Genomic DNA, 14,038 nt, shown 5'->3' with positions numbered 1-14,038 from the left:
ATCCCGGCATTCGCCATAGACACACCCAGAAAGTACTACCAACGCAACCATCGCTATTAGGATTTTCATAAGCGCTCCAGTTTTTAGGAGCCTAGAGCCTATGACTGGTGCGCTCTATCACTTCCATCCTGTTAATGGGTGGGAAGTTCCGATATATCGCCGCAGCGTGTAAGAAGTTAGCGCTCGTTGCACAACGCCGGGCTCTGGGTGACAGCGTCAGTACACGCCTAATGCAGGATAAAAAAAGAGCAGCCCTTGGGCCTTATGCTGCTTACTTAAGAAAAGCGATGAGCCCGTGGCGAGGGAGCTTGCTCCCGCTTGAGTGCGAAGCGCTCACAAAAAGGGGCTGCTGCGCAGCCCAGCGGGAGCAAGCTCCCTCGCCACAATGATTCAGACAAGCCTTGAGCGAACAGTGCTAGACCCTTGAGCCGCGCTTTTCGCCAGGACGACTACTGAACCTTGGTTTCAGTGGTCGTCGCCGGCTTCGCCGCTGGCTTCTTCGCCGATTCAGTCTTTTTCACCGGGGCCTTGGCCGGGGCTTTTTTTGCCGGGGTCTTGGCTGCCGGTTTCTTCGCCGGTGCTTTCTTGGCAGGCTCGGCTTTTACCGGGGCCGCGGCCTTAGGCGCTTCTACCGGCGCAGGTGCCGGGGTTGGCGCAGGCGTCGGTGCTGGCGGCGCTACCGGCTCGGGCGCCTTGACCGGCTCCGGCTTCTTGTCGTCATCCGAGCCACCGAACAGGTTGCTGAAGAAGTTGCCCTTCTTCGCCGCCACCGCACCGGCAGCGGCGGCTGTCGCGGCGGGAGCGACCTTGGCCGGTTCGAACGACTTGCCGGCCGCCAGGTCTTCAACCTGGCTGGCCGCCCGCTGGCCGCTGCGCAACGCGCCTTCCAGGGTGCCCGGATACAGGGTGTCGGTGTGTTCGCCGGCAAAGGCTACACGCTGCAACGGTTTTTCCCACAGACGCCAGTACTTGCTGATCTGGCCCGGGCCAAAGGCCAGGTACGCGCCGCCCGTGGACGGGTCGGTGCTGTAGCGGCGGATTTCATAGCCGGTGAACGCGCCACGGGCCTGTGGATAAAACGCGTGCAGACGGATCAGCACCTGATCGACCATCTGCTTGTCGCCGAAGGCCTGCATCACCCGGGCGTTGTCGCCGGACAGGTTGATGACCACGTTGGCGCCGCCCTTCATGGCCGGCTCGATCCACATCATGCCCAGGCCGGCGTTGCTGTAGATTTCGCCCGACATGCGTGCCTTGCTGTCCCAGACGGGGGTCTTGAACTTGAGCATGATCTGGTCGCGCCAACCGTAGTTGGTGCCCTTGATCGCGCCTTGATGCTGGGCGTCCAGGGCCGGGGTCAACTGGATCTTGTTCAGCGCCCGCAGTGGCACCGCCAGCACCACGTAGTCAGCCTGGTAACCCACGCTGCCGACCTTGACGGTCACGCCATCCTTGTCCTGGGAGATGGCCGACACCGGCGAGTTGGTCTTGATGGTTTTCAGTTGCTTGACGAACGCCTGGGCCAGGGTCGGACTGCCGCCGAGCAGGCGCGAGGCCCGCAGGTCGCGGTCGGACACACCGCGATAGACTCGGCTCTGCTGGGCGAAATACAGCAGCGACAAGCGCGAAGGCTCGTCATAACGGGTACGAATTTCCTGGTTGACCAGTTGCCGCGCGGTGGCTGGCAGTTGCAGGCGGTCGAGCCAGTTGGACACGCTGATCTGGTCCAGGGCATGCAGGGTATTGTTGGCTGCCGGGTTCTGCGGGTCTTCGATGGAGCGCGCCAGGTCGTCCAGGGTGGTTTCGTAGCGCTTGAGGGCTTCGGCGGTGGCCGGCTGCTTGGTCGCCAGGTCGGCGGCGGTGAAGTAGGTGCCGTCGATCAGGTAGCTGGGGGTACGCACGAATTCCGGGGCCGGCGTGGTGCTCAGCTTGAAGCTCGAGACGTACTTGTTCAGTACCGGCTGCGTCTTCTCATTGCCGATCCACTCGCTGGTGGCCATGCCCGAGCGACCGCCCAGGTCCGGCTTGGCTTCCAGCAGAGTCACGGCCCAGCCCTTGTTCTGCAGCTCATAGGCCGCGGTGAGTCCCGCCAGGCCGCCGCCGATGACGATGGCCGTCGGTTGTTTGTCCTTGGCCAGCGCCGAAACGCTGAACAGCCCTATCATCACCAGCGCACAGGCGCGCAGCCAACCAGCAGACATTCAACGAACTCCGGATTAAACGTAGGAAATTTCAGCTTTCGAGCCAGGCGGCTCTCGGTTTTTCGAGCCAGTCGGCTCAGGGAACAGCGAAGAATACGACAGCCATCAAAGCGCCGCCAGCGGCGTCTATCGCCTCGCGCAAAGTAGCGTCAACGACACAATGGGTTGTCCCCAGGGCCGCCATTGCATAGGCTTGCGCGATTGTTTTGCCCGCGCCCGCCGCGAGCCGCCTCGAGGAGACTGTAAATGGGCCTGAATAACCAGTGGATGCAACGCGACCTCGCGGTGCTGTGGCATCCCTGCACCCAGATGAAAGACCACGAACAGCTGCCGCTGATCCCCATCAAGCGCGGTGAAGGCGTGTGGCTGGAGGATTTCGAAGGCAAGCGCTACCTCGATGCCGTCAGTTCCTGGTGGGTCAACGTGTTCGGCCACGCCAACCCGCGCATCAACCAGCGCATCAAGGACCAGGTCGATCAGTTGGAGCATGTGATCCTGGCCGGCTTCAGCCATCAGCCCGTGATCGAACTGTCCGAGCGCCTGGTGAAGATGACGCCCGAGGGCCTGACCCGGTGCTTCTATGCCGATAACGGCTCGTCCTGCATCGAAGTGGCGATGAAGATGAGCTTCCACTACTGGATCAATCGCGGCCGGCCGGACAAGAAGCGCTTCGTCACCCTGAGCAACAGTTACCACGGCGAAACCATTGCGGCGATGTCAGTGGGCGATGTGCCGTTGTTCACCGAAACCTACAAAGCGTTGCTGCTGGACACGATCAAGGTGCCGAGCCCCGACTGCTACCACCGCCCCGAAGGCATGGGCTGGGAAGAACATTCGCGCAACCTGTTCGCCGCCATGGAGCAGACCCTGGCCGAGCACCACGACACGGTGGCGGCGGTGATCGTCGAACCGCTGATCCAGGGTGCCGGCGGCATGCGCATGTACCACCCGGTGTACCTGAAGTTATTGCGCGAGGCGTGCGACCGCTATGGCGTGCACCTGATCCATGACGAAATCGCCGTCGGCTTTGGCCGCACCGGGACGATGTTCGCTTGTGAGCAGGCCGGTATCACACCGGATTTTCTCTGTCTGTCCAAGGCCCTGACCGGCGGCTACCTGCCGCTGGCGGCGTGCGTGACCACCGACGAGGTCTACAGCGCGTTCTACGACGACTACCCGACCCTGCGCGCCTTCCTGCACTCCCACAGCTACACCGGCAACCCGCTTGCCTGCGCGGCGGCCCTGGCGACGCTGGACATCTTCGAAGAAGACAACGTCATCGAAAACAACCAGGCCCTGGCCCAGCGCATGGCCAGCGCCACCGCGCACCTGGCCGATCACCCGAACGTCGCCGAAGTGCGCCAGACCGGCATGGTGCTGGCCATCGAGATGGTCAAGGACAAGGCCAGCAAAACCGCGTATCCGTGGCAGGAACGGCGTGGCCTGGCGGTGTTCCAGCATGCCCTGGAGCGCGGTGCATTGTTGCGGCCGTTGGGTAGCGTGGTGTATTTCCTGCCGCCGTATGTCATCACCCCCGAGCAGATCGACTTCCTTGCCGAGGTGGCCAGTGAAGGCATCGACATCGCCACCCGGGACAAGGTCAGCGTGGCGGTGCCAAAGGACTTTCACCCAGGCTATCGCGATCCGGGCTGACGACACGTTTCTCTGTGGCGAGGGAGCTTGCTCCCGCTGGGCTGCGAAGCGGCCCTTAAAGAAGAGCGGGCGCTGCGCACCCGAGCGGGAGCAAGCTCCCTCGCCACAAAAGCTCCCCTGCAGCAATGTCGAATTCAGATTCAATAGAGAACAAAACATGAGACTGTCCCGCTTCTTCATCGACGCCCCCCTGAGCCTCGGCGACCACGAACTGCCTGAAGCCCAGGCCCACTACATCGGTCGGGTGCTGCGCATGGCCGAGGGCGATGCGGTGCAGGTGTTCGATGGCTCCGGCCAGGAGTTTCGCGGCACGTTGGCCGAAGTCGGCAAAAAGCGCGTGCGGGTGCAGTTGGACGAGCAGTTCGCCGGACAACCTGAATCGCCGCTACGCATTCACCTCGGCCAGGGCCTGTCCCGAGGCGAGCGCATGGATTGGGCGATCCAGAAAGCCACGGAGCTGGGGGTCAGCGAGATCACCCCGATTTTCAGCGAACGTTGCGAAGTGCGCCTCAAGGACGAACGCGCCGACAAGCGCCTGCTGCATTGGCGCCAGGTGGCGATCAGCGCTTGCGAGCAGTGCGGGCGCTCGACCGTGCCGGTGATCCACCCACCGCTGCTGCTGGCTGACTGGCTGAAGCAGGCCGAAGCCGAACTGAAGCTGGTGCTGCACCCGGTGGCCGAGCCGCTGGTCAGTCATGAAAAACCGTCGACCCTGGCCTTCCTGATCGGTCCCGAAGGCGGGTTGTCGGATGCCGAGGTCGAGCAGGCCAAGACCGCCGGCTACCAGGCCGCCCGCCTCGGCCCGCGCGTGCTGCGCACCGAAACCGCGCCGGTGGTGGCCCTGGCCGTGGCGCAGCAGTTATGGGGGGATTTCTAGTGTCCTGCGGATGCTGAAGACCAAATGTGGGAGCGGGCTTGCTCGCGAAGACGGAGTGTCAGCCAATATCTATGCCGGCTGATACACCGCTTTCGCGAGCAAGCCCGCTCCCACAGTAGTTTGGTGGTGGTCATGAGTTAGAGCACATAAAACAGAATCGCCACGAAGTGCAGCAGGCTGCCGGCGATCACGAACAGGTGCCAGATGCCGTGGGCGTGGCGCAACCGATGGTCAAGAGCGAAAAAGATGATGCCCACGGTGTACAACACGCCGCCCGAGGCCAGCCAGGCGAACCCGGTGCTGCCCAGAGCCGCCAACAACGGTTTGACCGCCACCAGCACGATCCAGCCCATTACGGCGTAGATCACGATCGACAGGATCCGCGCTTCGGAACGCGGCTTGATTTCCTGCAAGATCCCGATCACCGCCAGGCCCCAGACGATCCCGAACAACGTCCAGCCCCACGGCCCGCGCAGGGTCACCAGGCAGAACGGGGTATAGCTGCCGGCGATCAACAGGTAGATCGAAAAGTGATCGACCTTCTGCATGATTTCTTTTTTGCGCCCGCGCACGCTGTGATAAACCGTCGAAGCGCTGTACAGCACCAACAAGGTGAACCCGTAGATCGCCACGCTGACGATCTTCCACGGATCGCCCGCCATCCCGGCGATCACCAGCAACCACACTGCGCCGATAAACGCCGCCACCGCCCCCACCAGGTGCGTCCAGGCGTTGAGTCGTTCCCCGTGATACATCCAATACCACCTCACATTTAGAAACAGGTGCCCAGGCTCAGGCTTGGCGCTGCAAAGTGCAATGCTTTGCTGCTACCCCTCTGAGCCCACCACTGATTAACTCCTCCAAAAAGAGTCGATTGGGGCACAATCAAACCATACGAATAAGAGTCCGCCCCATGCTGATCGACGAAGAATTGACCCTGAAGAAACTGGAGGTGTTCCTGGCCTTCATGCGCACCGGCAACCTGGCGCGGGCAGCGGCCGAGTTGCAGACCAGCAACGTCAGTGTGCACCGGGCTATTCACTCACTGGAAAGCGCCCTGCGCTGCCCATTGTTCAAGCATGAAGGTCGCAACCTCACACCGCTGGAAAGCGCTTACGTGCTGGAAGAGCGGGCGCAGAAGCTGATCCAGGACGTGGTCGACAGCGTGCGCCTGACCCGTGAGGCCGCCGGTTTCTCCGCCGAGCGCTTCAAGCTCGGCTCGCTGTATTCGCTGACGGTCAAGACCGTGCCGCAGTTGATCATGGGCCTGAAGATCCGCCGCAGCGAACTCAATATCGACCTGATCATGGGCTCCAACATCGACTTGCTGTACAAGCTCAAGAACATGGAGGTCGATGCGATCCTGGTGTCCCTGGACGACAGCGTCAACGACCCGGACTGCGAGCAGATTGCGCTGTTTTCCGATGACATCTTCCTCGCCACGCCAGCCGACTCACCCTTTGCCCAGCGCAGCGAAGTCGACCTGGCCGAGGTCCGCGACGAGACATTCATCACCTTGACCCAGGGTTTTGCCACACATCAGGACGGGATTCGGGTATTCAAGCAGGCGGGGTTCGAACCGAAGGTGGCGATGCAGGTCAACGACATCTTCACCCTGCTGAGCATGGTCAGTTCCGGGGTGGGCTATGCCTTGCTGCCGGGCCGGATTGCGGCGGTGTATGAAAACCGGGTGAAACTGATCCCGTTGCAGGAAAAGTACCGGTTGCAGCAGCACATCGGCGTGGTGTTCCTGAAGGCCAAGGAGCGTGATCCGAACCTGCTGGCGCTGTTGGCCGAGTGCCGGATGTACGCCAATCGCCAGGCCTGAAATCGTGCTGCCCCCATCGCGAGCAAGCTCGCTCCCACAAGGTTCGTGGCATACCCAGAATCCAGGTTCACCCCGATCCACTGTGGGAGCGAGCTTGCTCGCGATGGCATCGGCCCACTCAGAGCCGATCCGGAGGCTTAACCAACAATCCCGCGAACAATGAAGTACAACAACGAAGGCCCCAGCAAGCACCCCAACCCGGTGTGGAAGGTCGCCGTCAACGCGCCGTACGGCACCAGCCGCCGGTCCGTCGCCGCCAAGCCGGCCGTCACACCACTCACCGTCCCGGCCAAGCCACCGAATACCATGGCCGAGCGCGGGTTATCCAGGCCCATCCAGCGGGCCGCCATGGGGGTGCCGACCATTACGATGATCGCCTTGATCAAGCCGGTGGCAATCGACAACGCCATCACATCGGACGTGGCGCCAATCGCGGCCCCGGTCACGGGCCCGACGATGTAGGTCACCGCACCCGCGCCGATGGTGGTCATGCTCACCGCGTCGCGATAACCGAACAACCAGGCAATGCTCGCGCCGACGATGAACGGCAGGATCGTGCCCAGCAGCAACGCGATGACGCCAATCATCCCGGCCTTCTTCGCCTCGGTGGCCTGCACTTCGAAGGCCGTGGCAACGATGGCGAAGTCACGCAACATGGCCCCGCCCATCAAACCGATACCGGAGAACAGGGACAAGTCCGCCAGACCTTTTTGCCCGCCAGTCATGGTGCCGCCCACCCAGGCCAGCACCAGGCCGATGACAATAGCGATCGCCGAGCCGTGGATCCGTCCATAGGTCAGGCGCTTGGACAACACCACCGATACCCACATGATCACGCCCACGAACGCGAACGCCGTGATCAGACCGTTGTGTTCCAGGCCTTTCTCGATGAGATCCCACATATCAGCGGCCTCCTGCTGGCGTGCCCAGCGGGGTCAGTTCCGCCGGCTCATCAGGCAATGGCTCGCCTTTGTGGGTCCGGCTGATCAGCGCAATGGTGCAACCACAGAGCACCACCGAACCGATGGCCGCCAACACCGCCACCGGGCCACCGTGCAGGGCCGTAACCACGTTCTGCTGCGCGGCCATCGCCACCACCACCGGAATGTACATGGCGCCCCAGAAGGCCACGCCCATCTCACAGTCCTTGGTCATGCCGCCGCGTTTTTGCATCCACAGCCGTGCGCAGATCAGCAGGATCATGGCAATGCCGACCCCGCCCACGTTGGACTTGACGCCCAGCAACACGCCGAGCATGTCGCCCAGGATCACCCCTGTCAGCGTACAGATCGCCAACAGCGCCACACCGTAAATAATCATTGTCGTAGTCCTCAAAGTGCATCGTCGAAGTTGTTGTTTTTGTGCTTCGCCAGCTTGAGTCGGTGTCTAGGGTTGGCGGTTTCCCTCCTCACGCAACAGCGCCTGCAAGGTATCGAGCCGGGCACCGTCGAAGGCAATGACGGTGCCCTGCTCGAACACCCGGCGCGCCAGCCCGGTGAGTACCGCGCCGGGTGGCAGTTCGATCTGTAGCCGCACGCCACGCTCGTAGGCGCTTTGCACGGTGCCGCGCCAATCGACGACGCGGCACATGTTGAAGGCCAGGTCGTCGCGCAGGGCCTCAGTGCTGATCACCGGCCGGGCGCGGCTGCCGCTGAGATAGCCCAGTGTGGCGGCTTTCAACGGCACCTCGGCAAACGCCTGGGCCAATGTCCGCGCCGGAGCCTCCAGCAACGGGCAATGGGACGGCACGCTCACCGCCAGCCGACAGGCTTTGCCAGCGCCTTGGCGCCGAGCCTTTTCGGCGACCAGGCCCATGGCTTCGTCGCTGCCGGCAATGACCACTTGGTTGTCGGCGTTGATATTGGCCAGGTAGACCGGCGTTGTTTCACCGTGCACCTGCTCCAGCAAGGCTTCCACTGCCGCCAGGTCCAGGCCGATGATCGCGCTCATGCCGTAGCCATGCGGATACGCCTGCTGCATCAGTTCACCGCGCAGGCTGACCAGCCGCAGCGCATCCTCGAAGCCCAGCGCCCCGGCAACGACCGCCGCCGGATACGCACCGATGGACAGCCCTGCCACATAATCCGGCGCGGGGGCTTGTTCCAGCAATCTGCGGGCCGCCGCCACGCCGGCGATCAGCAGGCACAGCTGCACGGCGCGGGTCGATTGCAACGCCTCGGCGCTGTCCAGTCGCAAGACGTCTTCACCGAGCACATCCCCCGCCTCGTCCAGGATCAGCGGCGCCAGCCCATGGAGCATGCCCACGCGCTGCGCACCCTGGCCGGGAAAAACGAAGAGGCTGCTCACGCGACCTGCTCCACGCAAGGCTGCCAAGGGTCGCTCACCAGCCGGGCCTGAACATCATCCTTGAGCAAGACCCGAGGCGACGAACCCGCCCATTCCCGCAGAGCCACCGCGCCGCAAGGCGTTTGCAACTGCATGTCCACGGCGCATACCGAAGCATCCAGTAGCACCAGCAAATCCCTGGCCTGGAGACGATCCAGACAGTGCGGTGTGCGCAGAATCAAATCCAGGTCACTGCGTTCATGCAGGGCCTCGACACCGCTGGCGAGTTCGAACCCGGCGCTGCCGCTGACGCCCCAGGTCCAGCCACGGCCATCGAGCAGCGGGCGCAGCCGGGCCAGGGCGTGCAGGGCCGGCAGATCGCGCGGCGACTCGACCTGGCACAGGTCCTCCGGGCGCACCCGGCGCTGGATCGCAGCCATCGGCATCGACGTGGCGTAACGCTGCTCCCTGGAGCGACCGCGCACGCCCACCGCGACATCCCCGGGCAAGGTCAGCGCCCGGCGCACCACCACCGGTTGACCGAGGCCGAGGCTCTCGACGGCCCAGCCTGGTGCATCCGCCGGCAAGTGCTCCGGCGTCATTCCCCAGAGCAGGTCATGGGCCAGGAACCCGTTCACCACTGCGCGCTCAACAATTGGCGAACGGTGCTGGAGGCTGCCCGATGGGTCGCACCGAGGCGGCTGCGCAAGTCGCGAGGTGCCGTGGCGACATCGTTGATCGCTTGTTGCAGGCAGTCGGTGACCCGAGCCAGATCGCTCGCGCAGGGCTGCTCGATCTGCTCCACCGACAAGGTTTCCCACAGCAGGCCCAGACTGGCAAAACTGTCGATGTCGTAGGCCATCGGCGGCACGCTGGCGGCCAAGGCTTCAAGCTCTTCGACACTGCGCAAGGTCACCCGCGCCGCCGAGGCCTTGCCCATGGCGTGGACCATCACGCCCGGGTCGCGCAGGGCAATCAGCCGGTTGGCCTGGTAGCCGTGGGCCAGGAACGCCCCCGACATCGCCTTGCCCACCAGCAAGCCAATTACCGGATGCCCGGCCAACCGCGCACGGGCATAGCTGTCGGCCGCACCGGCCAAGGCCTGATGAATGCCCAGGGCTTCTTCACGCCGGCCATAGGCCTGGCTCGGTACATCGACAATCGCGATCAACGCACGCTTGTGGGTGGCATCGCGGTCGGCATCGATGGCGTCATCCACCGCCTTGGCCAGGCCCCAGCCTTCCAGCAAGCCGACTTCGCCGTTGCGCGCCCGGGGGAAACGGTTGTCGGGATCGGCCACCACCGCCAGCAGGCGTACGGTTTGCTCGCCCAGGCGGACATCGGCGACTTTCAACGAAGCAGGCAAACCTTGTACCGCGCTGGCATCGCCACTCAAGGCTTCGAACCAGCGCAAGCCTCTCAATGAATACGCACTCATGGGCGTTCTCCCTGATACAACTGACGAACCGCTGCCGGTTCGATTTGCACATCAGTGTCCAAGCGCGCCAAGCGCTGCAGGAACAGCTCGGCCTGGCCGCTACGGTGTTGCACGGGCACGCCCAGGTGCAGCAATTGGCCGACCTGTTGGCGGATCTGCGTCACATCGTCGGCCGCATAACGATCCACCAGTCCCGTAGCGAAACGCTGCTCGCCGCCCGTCAGGCTCCAGATGAATGGCCGGTCACGGGAGTCGTATTCGTCGAGGCCGGCTTCCTGTTCGATCACTTGCGGACCGTTCAGGCCCAGCCGCGCTTCCCGGGTCACCAGCAGATAACTGCACAGCCCGGCGGCGATGGACATGCCGCCAAAGCAACCGACGCTGCCTGCCACCACGCCCACCACCGGATGGTACTGACGCAAATCGACAATCGCCGAATGAATCTCGGCAATCGCCGCCAGCCCCAGGTTGGCCTCCTGCAACCGCACGCCACCGGTTTCCAGCAGCAGCACGGCGCGGGTCGGAATGCCTTTGCGGTTGTCTTCGGCGGCCAGCTCCAACGCCCCGGCAATCTTCGCCCCGCCGACTTCGCCGAGGCTGCCGCCCTGGAACGCACCTTCAATGGCGGCGATCACCACGGGCAGGCCATCGAGCGAGCCTTTGGCGATCACCACGCCATCGTCGCTTTGCGGCACCACGCCCTGACGCAACAACCACGGCGACATGACCCGCTGGAACGGGTCGAGCAATTCACGGAAAGTGCCGTCATCGAGCAAGGCCTTGGCCCGCTGCCGGGCGCCGAGTTCGACGAAGCTGTGCTTGTTGAGCAACGCTGCGCTGTCAGTCATGGCCGATCTCCTCGAAACCTTGCTCCAGGCGCAAACGCACCACGCCGGGGGTGGCGCCGAAATCATGGATGTCGATGGACAGGGCCGGTGGCGTCTGGCCGTCGAACATGCGGGCGAACAGATGTTGCCAGCGTTGCTCGCTGCCATTGACCGAGGTCTGCACCTGGATGGTCAGCTTGCCCGCCAGGCCAGGTTCGATCAGCACTTCCAGGTCGCCCGAGCCGACGCAGCCCACCAGCGCCCGGCCTCGTGGCGGCTGCCCGGCGGGGAATTCAAAGGATAAGGTTTCCATCAGCACACTCCAGGGAAGAGGCCATCGCCGCGCTCGATACGATCGAGGAACAGGCAGGCGGCGAGCAGGTCGGCAGCGCCGCCGGGCGAGGCGTTCAAGGCAATCAGTTGTTGGTCCAGCGCGTGCAATTGGCGCCGACCGCCCAGGCTCGCACTGCCACCGGCATCAAGCACCGCTCTGGCGCCTTGTTGCATGGCCTGCAAACCCGGCTCGCCAGCGCGGTAGAGCACGCAGGTGTCGGCCAGGGTGGTCATGATCGCCAGCAAGGCATCGAGCCGGGCGTTCTGCTCGCCCGCCCCTGCCGCGCGGCTGCGCTTGAGTTGCGGCAGGCCCAGGCCAGTCACCGCCGGAAACGCCAGTTGCGCTTCTTCCCGGGCACCGCGCACGCCGTAGCGCTGGGCGACCTGGGCGCCATGGCTCAAGGGGCGAGGCGCATAACGGTCGTTGAGCAAGGCCAGGCGGGCGGCGCGCAAAGTAACGGCGCTGGCGACACTGGATTCAGGTTCCAGCGCCGCCGCCGCCACGAGCAAGCCCAAGGCCCAGATCGCGCCACGATGGGTGTTTACCCCGCCCGTGGTGGCAAGCATCGCCGCTTCCCCCTCACGGCCGATCCGCCCAAGGGCTTCACGCAACGGCAGGCCGATTTCGCCGCATTCCAGGGCGGCCTCGGCCATTTCCTTGAACGCCGGCCACAGCGACAGCGCCGAAGCATGCATCAGGCCCAGGTGCAGGTCGGTGTGGGCGCCATTGCCACGACGGTCCACCAAGGCCGGTTTAGGTGACAGGTCGGCTTCGTCGATCAGCGCATCCACCGCCATGTCCGCCAGACGTTCGGCCAAGGACAGTTTTTTCGGTTGCAGGTTGAAGGCGTGCATTTACCAGCTCCTGAACTTGGCGGGTGGGTTGTAGAGGCCACCGGACCACTCCACCAGATCGGCCACGCTCTTGGCCGCGAGCAACTCGCGGGTGGCGTCGGTGCGACGGATGCCGAGGTCTTCGGGCAAGGCGATCAGCCCTTCGCGGCGCATGCGCGCGGTGTCTTTCGGGTTGTGGCGCAAGCCGATGGCAGTGACCCCGGCCACGGCGGCGATCATCGCCTGGCGTTCTTCCAGGGAACGAGCCTTGTACAGGTAGGCGATGCCCTCTTCGGTCAGCAGGTGGGTGACGTCGTCGCCGTAGATCATGATCGGCGCCAGGGGCATGCCGGCTTTCTTCGCCACGTCCACCGCATCGAGGGTCTCGACGAAGGTCGGTTTGCCGCCCTCCTGGAACGTCTCGACCATCTGCACCACCAGCTTCTTGCCGCGTTCGAGCAACGGCGCCTCGCCATCGCCATGGCGCATGTCGAGCCAGGCCGGCGTGCCATGACGGCGACCGCGGGGGTCGTGGCCCATGTTCGGCGCACCGCCGAAGCCGGCCAAGCGGCCGCGGGTCACGGTGGAGGAGTGCCCGTCGCCGTCCACTTGCAGGGTGGCGCCGATGAACAGATCCACCGCGTACTGCCCGGCCAGTTGGCAGACCATGCGATTGGAACGCAGCGAGCCGTCGTGGCCGGTGAAGAACACGTCGGGGCGGGCGGCGATGTAATTTTCCATGCCCAACTCGGTGCCGAAGCAATGCACGCTTTCGACCCAGCCGCTTTCGATGGCCGGGATCAGGGTTGGGTGCGGATTGAGGGTCCAGTTGCGGCAGATCTTGCCCTTCAGGCCGAGGGATTCGCCGTAGGTCGGCAGGATCAATTCGATGGCCGCGGTGTTGAAACCGATGCCGTGATTGAGGGACTGGACGTTGTGCTTTTCGTAGATCCCACGGATCGCCATCATCGCCATCAACACATGCACAGGCTTGATGTGGCGCGGGTCGCGGGTGAACAGCGGCTCGATGTAGAACGGCTTGTCGGCCACCACCACGAAGTCCACCCAGGACGCCGGAATGTCCACTCGCGGCAGGTCGCTGACGTCGTCCACCAACTGGTTGACCTGGACAATGACAATCCCGTCACTGAAAGCCGCCGGCTCGATCAGCGCCGGCGTGTCTTCGGTGCTGGGGCCGGTGTAGATGTTGCCGGCGCGGTCGGCCATGAAACCGGCCGAGAGCACCACGTTGGGAATCAGGTCCACCACCAGCCGAGCGTAGAGTTCGATGTAGGTGTGGATCGCACCGATTTCCAGCAGGCCGTCTTCCAGCAATTGGCTGATGCGCAGGCTCTGGGTACCGGCAAAGGAGAAATCGAGCTTGCGGGCGATGCCACGTTCGAACAGGTCCAGGTGCTCGGAACGGCCGACGCTGGGCATGATCATGTGCAAGTCATGCAGCTTGCCCGGGTCGGCCTTGGCCAGGGAGCGCGAGAGAAAATCCGCCTGCTTTTGGTTATTGCCCTCCAGCACCACACGGTCGCCGGGCAGGATCAACGCCTCCAGCGCCGCGACGATCTTGTCGGTGGGCAACACCACACCGTCGGCAAGCCCCTTCACCAGTTCGAGACGCCGCTGCTTTTCGCTGCGCCGCCGCGTCCAGCGCGAGTCGGGGGATATTGTTGTTGTCATGACCACTCCACGGGTTCGCTGTCGTGGGGGTTACCTTAGGAGTGTTGTGGCGAGGGCATCAATCAAGCT

Annotated in this window: 14 protein-coding genes; 3 read left to right on the top strand and 11 right to left on the bottom strand. The window is 63.9% G+C overall.

What is annotated here, in order from left to right:
• Window positions 1–449: 449 nt before the first annotated feature.
• On the bottom strand, window positions 450–2,201 hold the full coding sequence (locus IB266_RS23585) for a flavin monoamine oxidase family protein (RefSeq protein ID WP_192262690.1): 1,752 nt from the start codon (window positions 2,199–2,201) through the stop codon (window positions 450–452).
• A 246-nt stretch (window positions 2,202–2,447) separates the two neighbouring features.
• Here IB266_RS23585 and IB266_RS23580 point away from each other — a divergent pair, with 246 nt between their 5' ends.
• Window positions 2,448–3,854 (top strand): adenosylmethionine--8-amino-7-oxononanoate transaminase, encoded by a 1,407-nt coding sequence (locus IB266_RS23580; protein WP_092177031.1) that lies wholly within the window; start codon window positions 2,448–2,450, stop codon window positions 3,852–3,854.
• Window positions 3,855–4,011: 157 nt separating this feature from the next.
• Window positions 4,012–4,731: a 16S rRNA (uracil(1498)-N(3))-methyltransferase gene (locus IB266_RS23575; RefSeq protein WP_192262688.1), complete on the top strand. Its 720-nt coding sequence runs from the start codon at window positions 4,012–4,014 to the stop codon at window positions 4,729–4,731.
• A gap of 137 nt (window positions 4,732–4,868) precedes the next feature.
• On the opposite strand, the gene trhA is transcribed toward IB266_RS23575, so the two are convergent.
• Window positions 4,869–5,486, bottom strand: coding sequence for a PAQR family membrane homeostasis protein TrhA (gene trhA, locus IB266_RS23570; RefSeq protein WP_060740225.1), 618 nt, complete (start codon window positions 5,484–5,486; stop codon window positions 4,869–4,871).
• 158 nt (window positions 5,487–5,644) lie between these two features.
• Here trhA and IB266_RS23565 point away from each other — a divergent pair, with 158 nt between their 5' ends.
• On the top strand, window positions 5,645–6,559 hold the full coding sequence (locus IB266_RS23565; RefSeq protein ID WP_060740224.1) for a LysR substrate-binding domain-containing protein: 915 nt from the start codon (window positions 5,645–5,647) through the stop codon (window positions 6,557–6,559).
• A gap of 137 nt (window positions 6,560–6,696) precedes the next feature.
• On the opposite strand, the gene madM is transcribed toward IB266_RS23565, so the two are convergent.
• The 9 genes from madM to mdcA form a co-directional block, all read right to left on the bottom strand.
• Window positions 6,697–7,461, bottom strand: a complete 765-nt coding sequence (gene madM / locus IB266_RS23560) for a malonate transporter subunit MadM (protein ID WP_060740223.1) — start codon at window positions 7,459–7,461, stop codon at window positions 6,697–6,699.
• Window position 7,462: 1 nt separating this feature from the next.
• Window positions 7,463–7,879, bottom strand: a complete 417-nt coding sequence (gene madL, locus IB266_RS23555) for a malonate transporter subunit MadL (protein ID WP_060740222.1) — start codon at window positions 7,877–7,879, stop codon at window positions 7,463–7,465.
• Between the two features lie 66 nt (window positions 7,880–7,945).
• Entirely contained in the window at window positions 7,946–8,866 is a 921-nt protein-coding gene (gene mdcH / locus IB266_RS23550) for a malonate decarboxylase subunit epsilon (RefSeq protein ID WP_192262686.1), read from the bottom strand.
• Window positions 8,863–9,486 (bottom strand): malonate decarboxylase holo-ACP synthase, encoded by a 624-nt coding sequence (locus IB266_RS23545; protein ID WP_192262684.1) that lies wholly within the window; start codon window positions 9,484–9,486, stop codon window positions 8,863–8,865. The genes mdcH and IB266_RS23545 overlap by 4 nt, the downstream gene beginning before the upstream one ends.
• Complete coding sequence (gene mdcE / locus IB266_RS23540) at window positions 9,480–10,283, bottom strand: biotin-independent malonate decarboxylase subunit gamma (RefSeq protein WP_192262682.1); 804 nt, start codon at window positions 10,281–10,283, stop codon at window positions 9,480–9,482. Before mdcE ends, IB266_RS23545 begins: the two co-directional genes overlap by 7 nt.
• On the bottom strand, window positions 10,280–11,131 hold the full coding sequence (locus tag IB266_RS23535; protein ID WP_192262680.1) for a biotin-independent malonate decarboxylase subunit beta: 852 nt from the start codon (window positions 11,129–11,131) through the stop codon (window positions 10,280–10,282). The genes mdcE and IB266_RS23535 overlap by 4 nt, the downstream gene beginning before the upstream one ends.
• Window positions 11,124–11,423, bottom strand: a complete 300-nt coding sequence (locus IB266_RS23530; RefSeq protein WP_003206454.1) for a malonate decarboxylase subunit delta — start codon at window positions 11,421–11,423, stop codon at window positions 11,124–11,126. Before IB266_RS23530 ends, IB266_RS23535 begins: the two co-directional genes overlap by 8 nt.
• Window positions 11,423–12,298, bottom strand: coding sequence for a triphosphoribosyl-dephospho-CoA synthase (locus IB266_RS23525; protein WP_060740217.1), 876 nt, complete (start codon window positions 12,296–12,298; stop codon window positions 11,423–11,425). The genes IB266_RS23530 and IB266_RS23525 overlap by 1 nt, the downstream gene beginning before the upstream one ends.
• Window positions 12,299–13,969 carry a malonate decarboxylase subunit alpha gene (gene mdcA / locus IB266_RS23520; protein WP_192262678.1) on the bottom strand — a complete coding sequence of 557 codons (1,671 nt, stop codon included), beginning with the start codon at window positions 13,967–13,969 and terminating at the stop codon, window positions 12,299–12,301.
• Window positions 13,970–14,038 lie beyond the last annotated feature (69 nt).

The organism is Pseudomonas sp. Pdm06, from assembly GCF_014851795.1.
Classification (GTDB): Bacteria; Pseudomonadota; Gammaproteobacteria; order Pseudomonadales; family Pseudomonadaceae; genus Aquipseudomonas; species Aquipseudomonas fluorescens_AA.
The sequence above is the reverse complement of the archived record's forward strand: the minus strand, read 5'-3'. Positions and strand labels throughout refer to the sequence as shown.

Bases quoted from the DNA above. Each gene is read 5' to 3' on its own strand.
- IB266_RS23585 (WP_192262690.1), bottom strand. From the start codon at position 2,201: ATGTCTGCTGGTTGGCTGCGCGCCTGTGCGCTGGTGATGATAGGGCTG.
- IB266_RS23580 (WP_092177031.1), top strand. From the start codon at position 2,448: ATGGGCCTGAATAACCAGTGGATGCAACGCGACCTCGCGGTGCTGTGG.
- IB266_RS23575 (WP_192262688.1), top strand. From the start codon at position 4,012: ATGAGACTGTCCCGCTTCTTCATCGACGCCCCCCTGAGCCTCGGCGAC.
- trhA (WP_060740225.1), bottom strand. From the start codon at position 5,486: ATGTATCACGGGGAACGACTCAACGCCTGGACGCACCTGGTGGGGGCG.
- IB266_RS23565 (WP_060740224.1), top strand. From the start codon at position 5,645: ATGCTGATCGACGAAGAATTGACCCTGAAGAAACTGGAGGTGTTCCTG.
- madM (WP_060740223.1), bottom strand. From the start codon at position 7,461: ATGTGGGATCTCATCGAGAAAGGCCTGGAACACAACGGTCTGATCACG.
- madL (WP_060740222.1), bottom strand. From the start codon at position 7,879: ATGATTATTTACGGTGTGGCGCTGTTGGCGATCTGTACGCTGACAGGG.
- mdcE (WP_192262682.1), bottom strand. From the start codon at position 10,283: ATGAGTGCGTATTCATTGAGAGGCTTGCGCTGGTTCGAAGCCTTGAGT.
- IB266_RS23535 (WP_192262680.1), bottom strand. From the start codon at position 11,131: ATGACTGACAGCGCAGCGTTGCTCAACAAGCACAGCTTCGTCGAACTC.
- IB266_RS23530 (WP_003206454.1), bottom strand. From the start codon at position 11,423: ATGGAAACCTTATCCTTTGAATTCCCCGCCGGGCAGCCGCCACGAGGC.
- IB266_RS23525 (WP_060740217.1), bottom strand. From the start codon at position 12,298: ATGCACGCCTTCAACCTGCAACCGAAAAAACTGTCCTTGGCCGAACGT.
- mdcA (WP_192262678.1), bottom strand. From the start codon at position 13,969: ATGACAACAACAATATCCCCCGACTCGCGCTGGACGCGGCGGCGCAGC.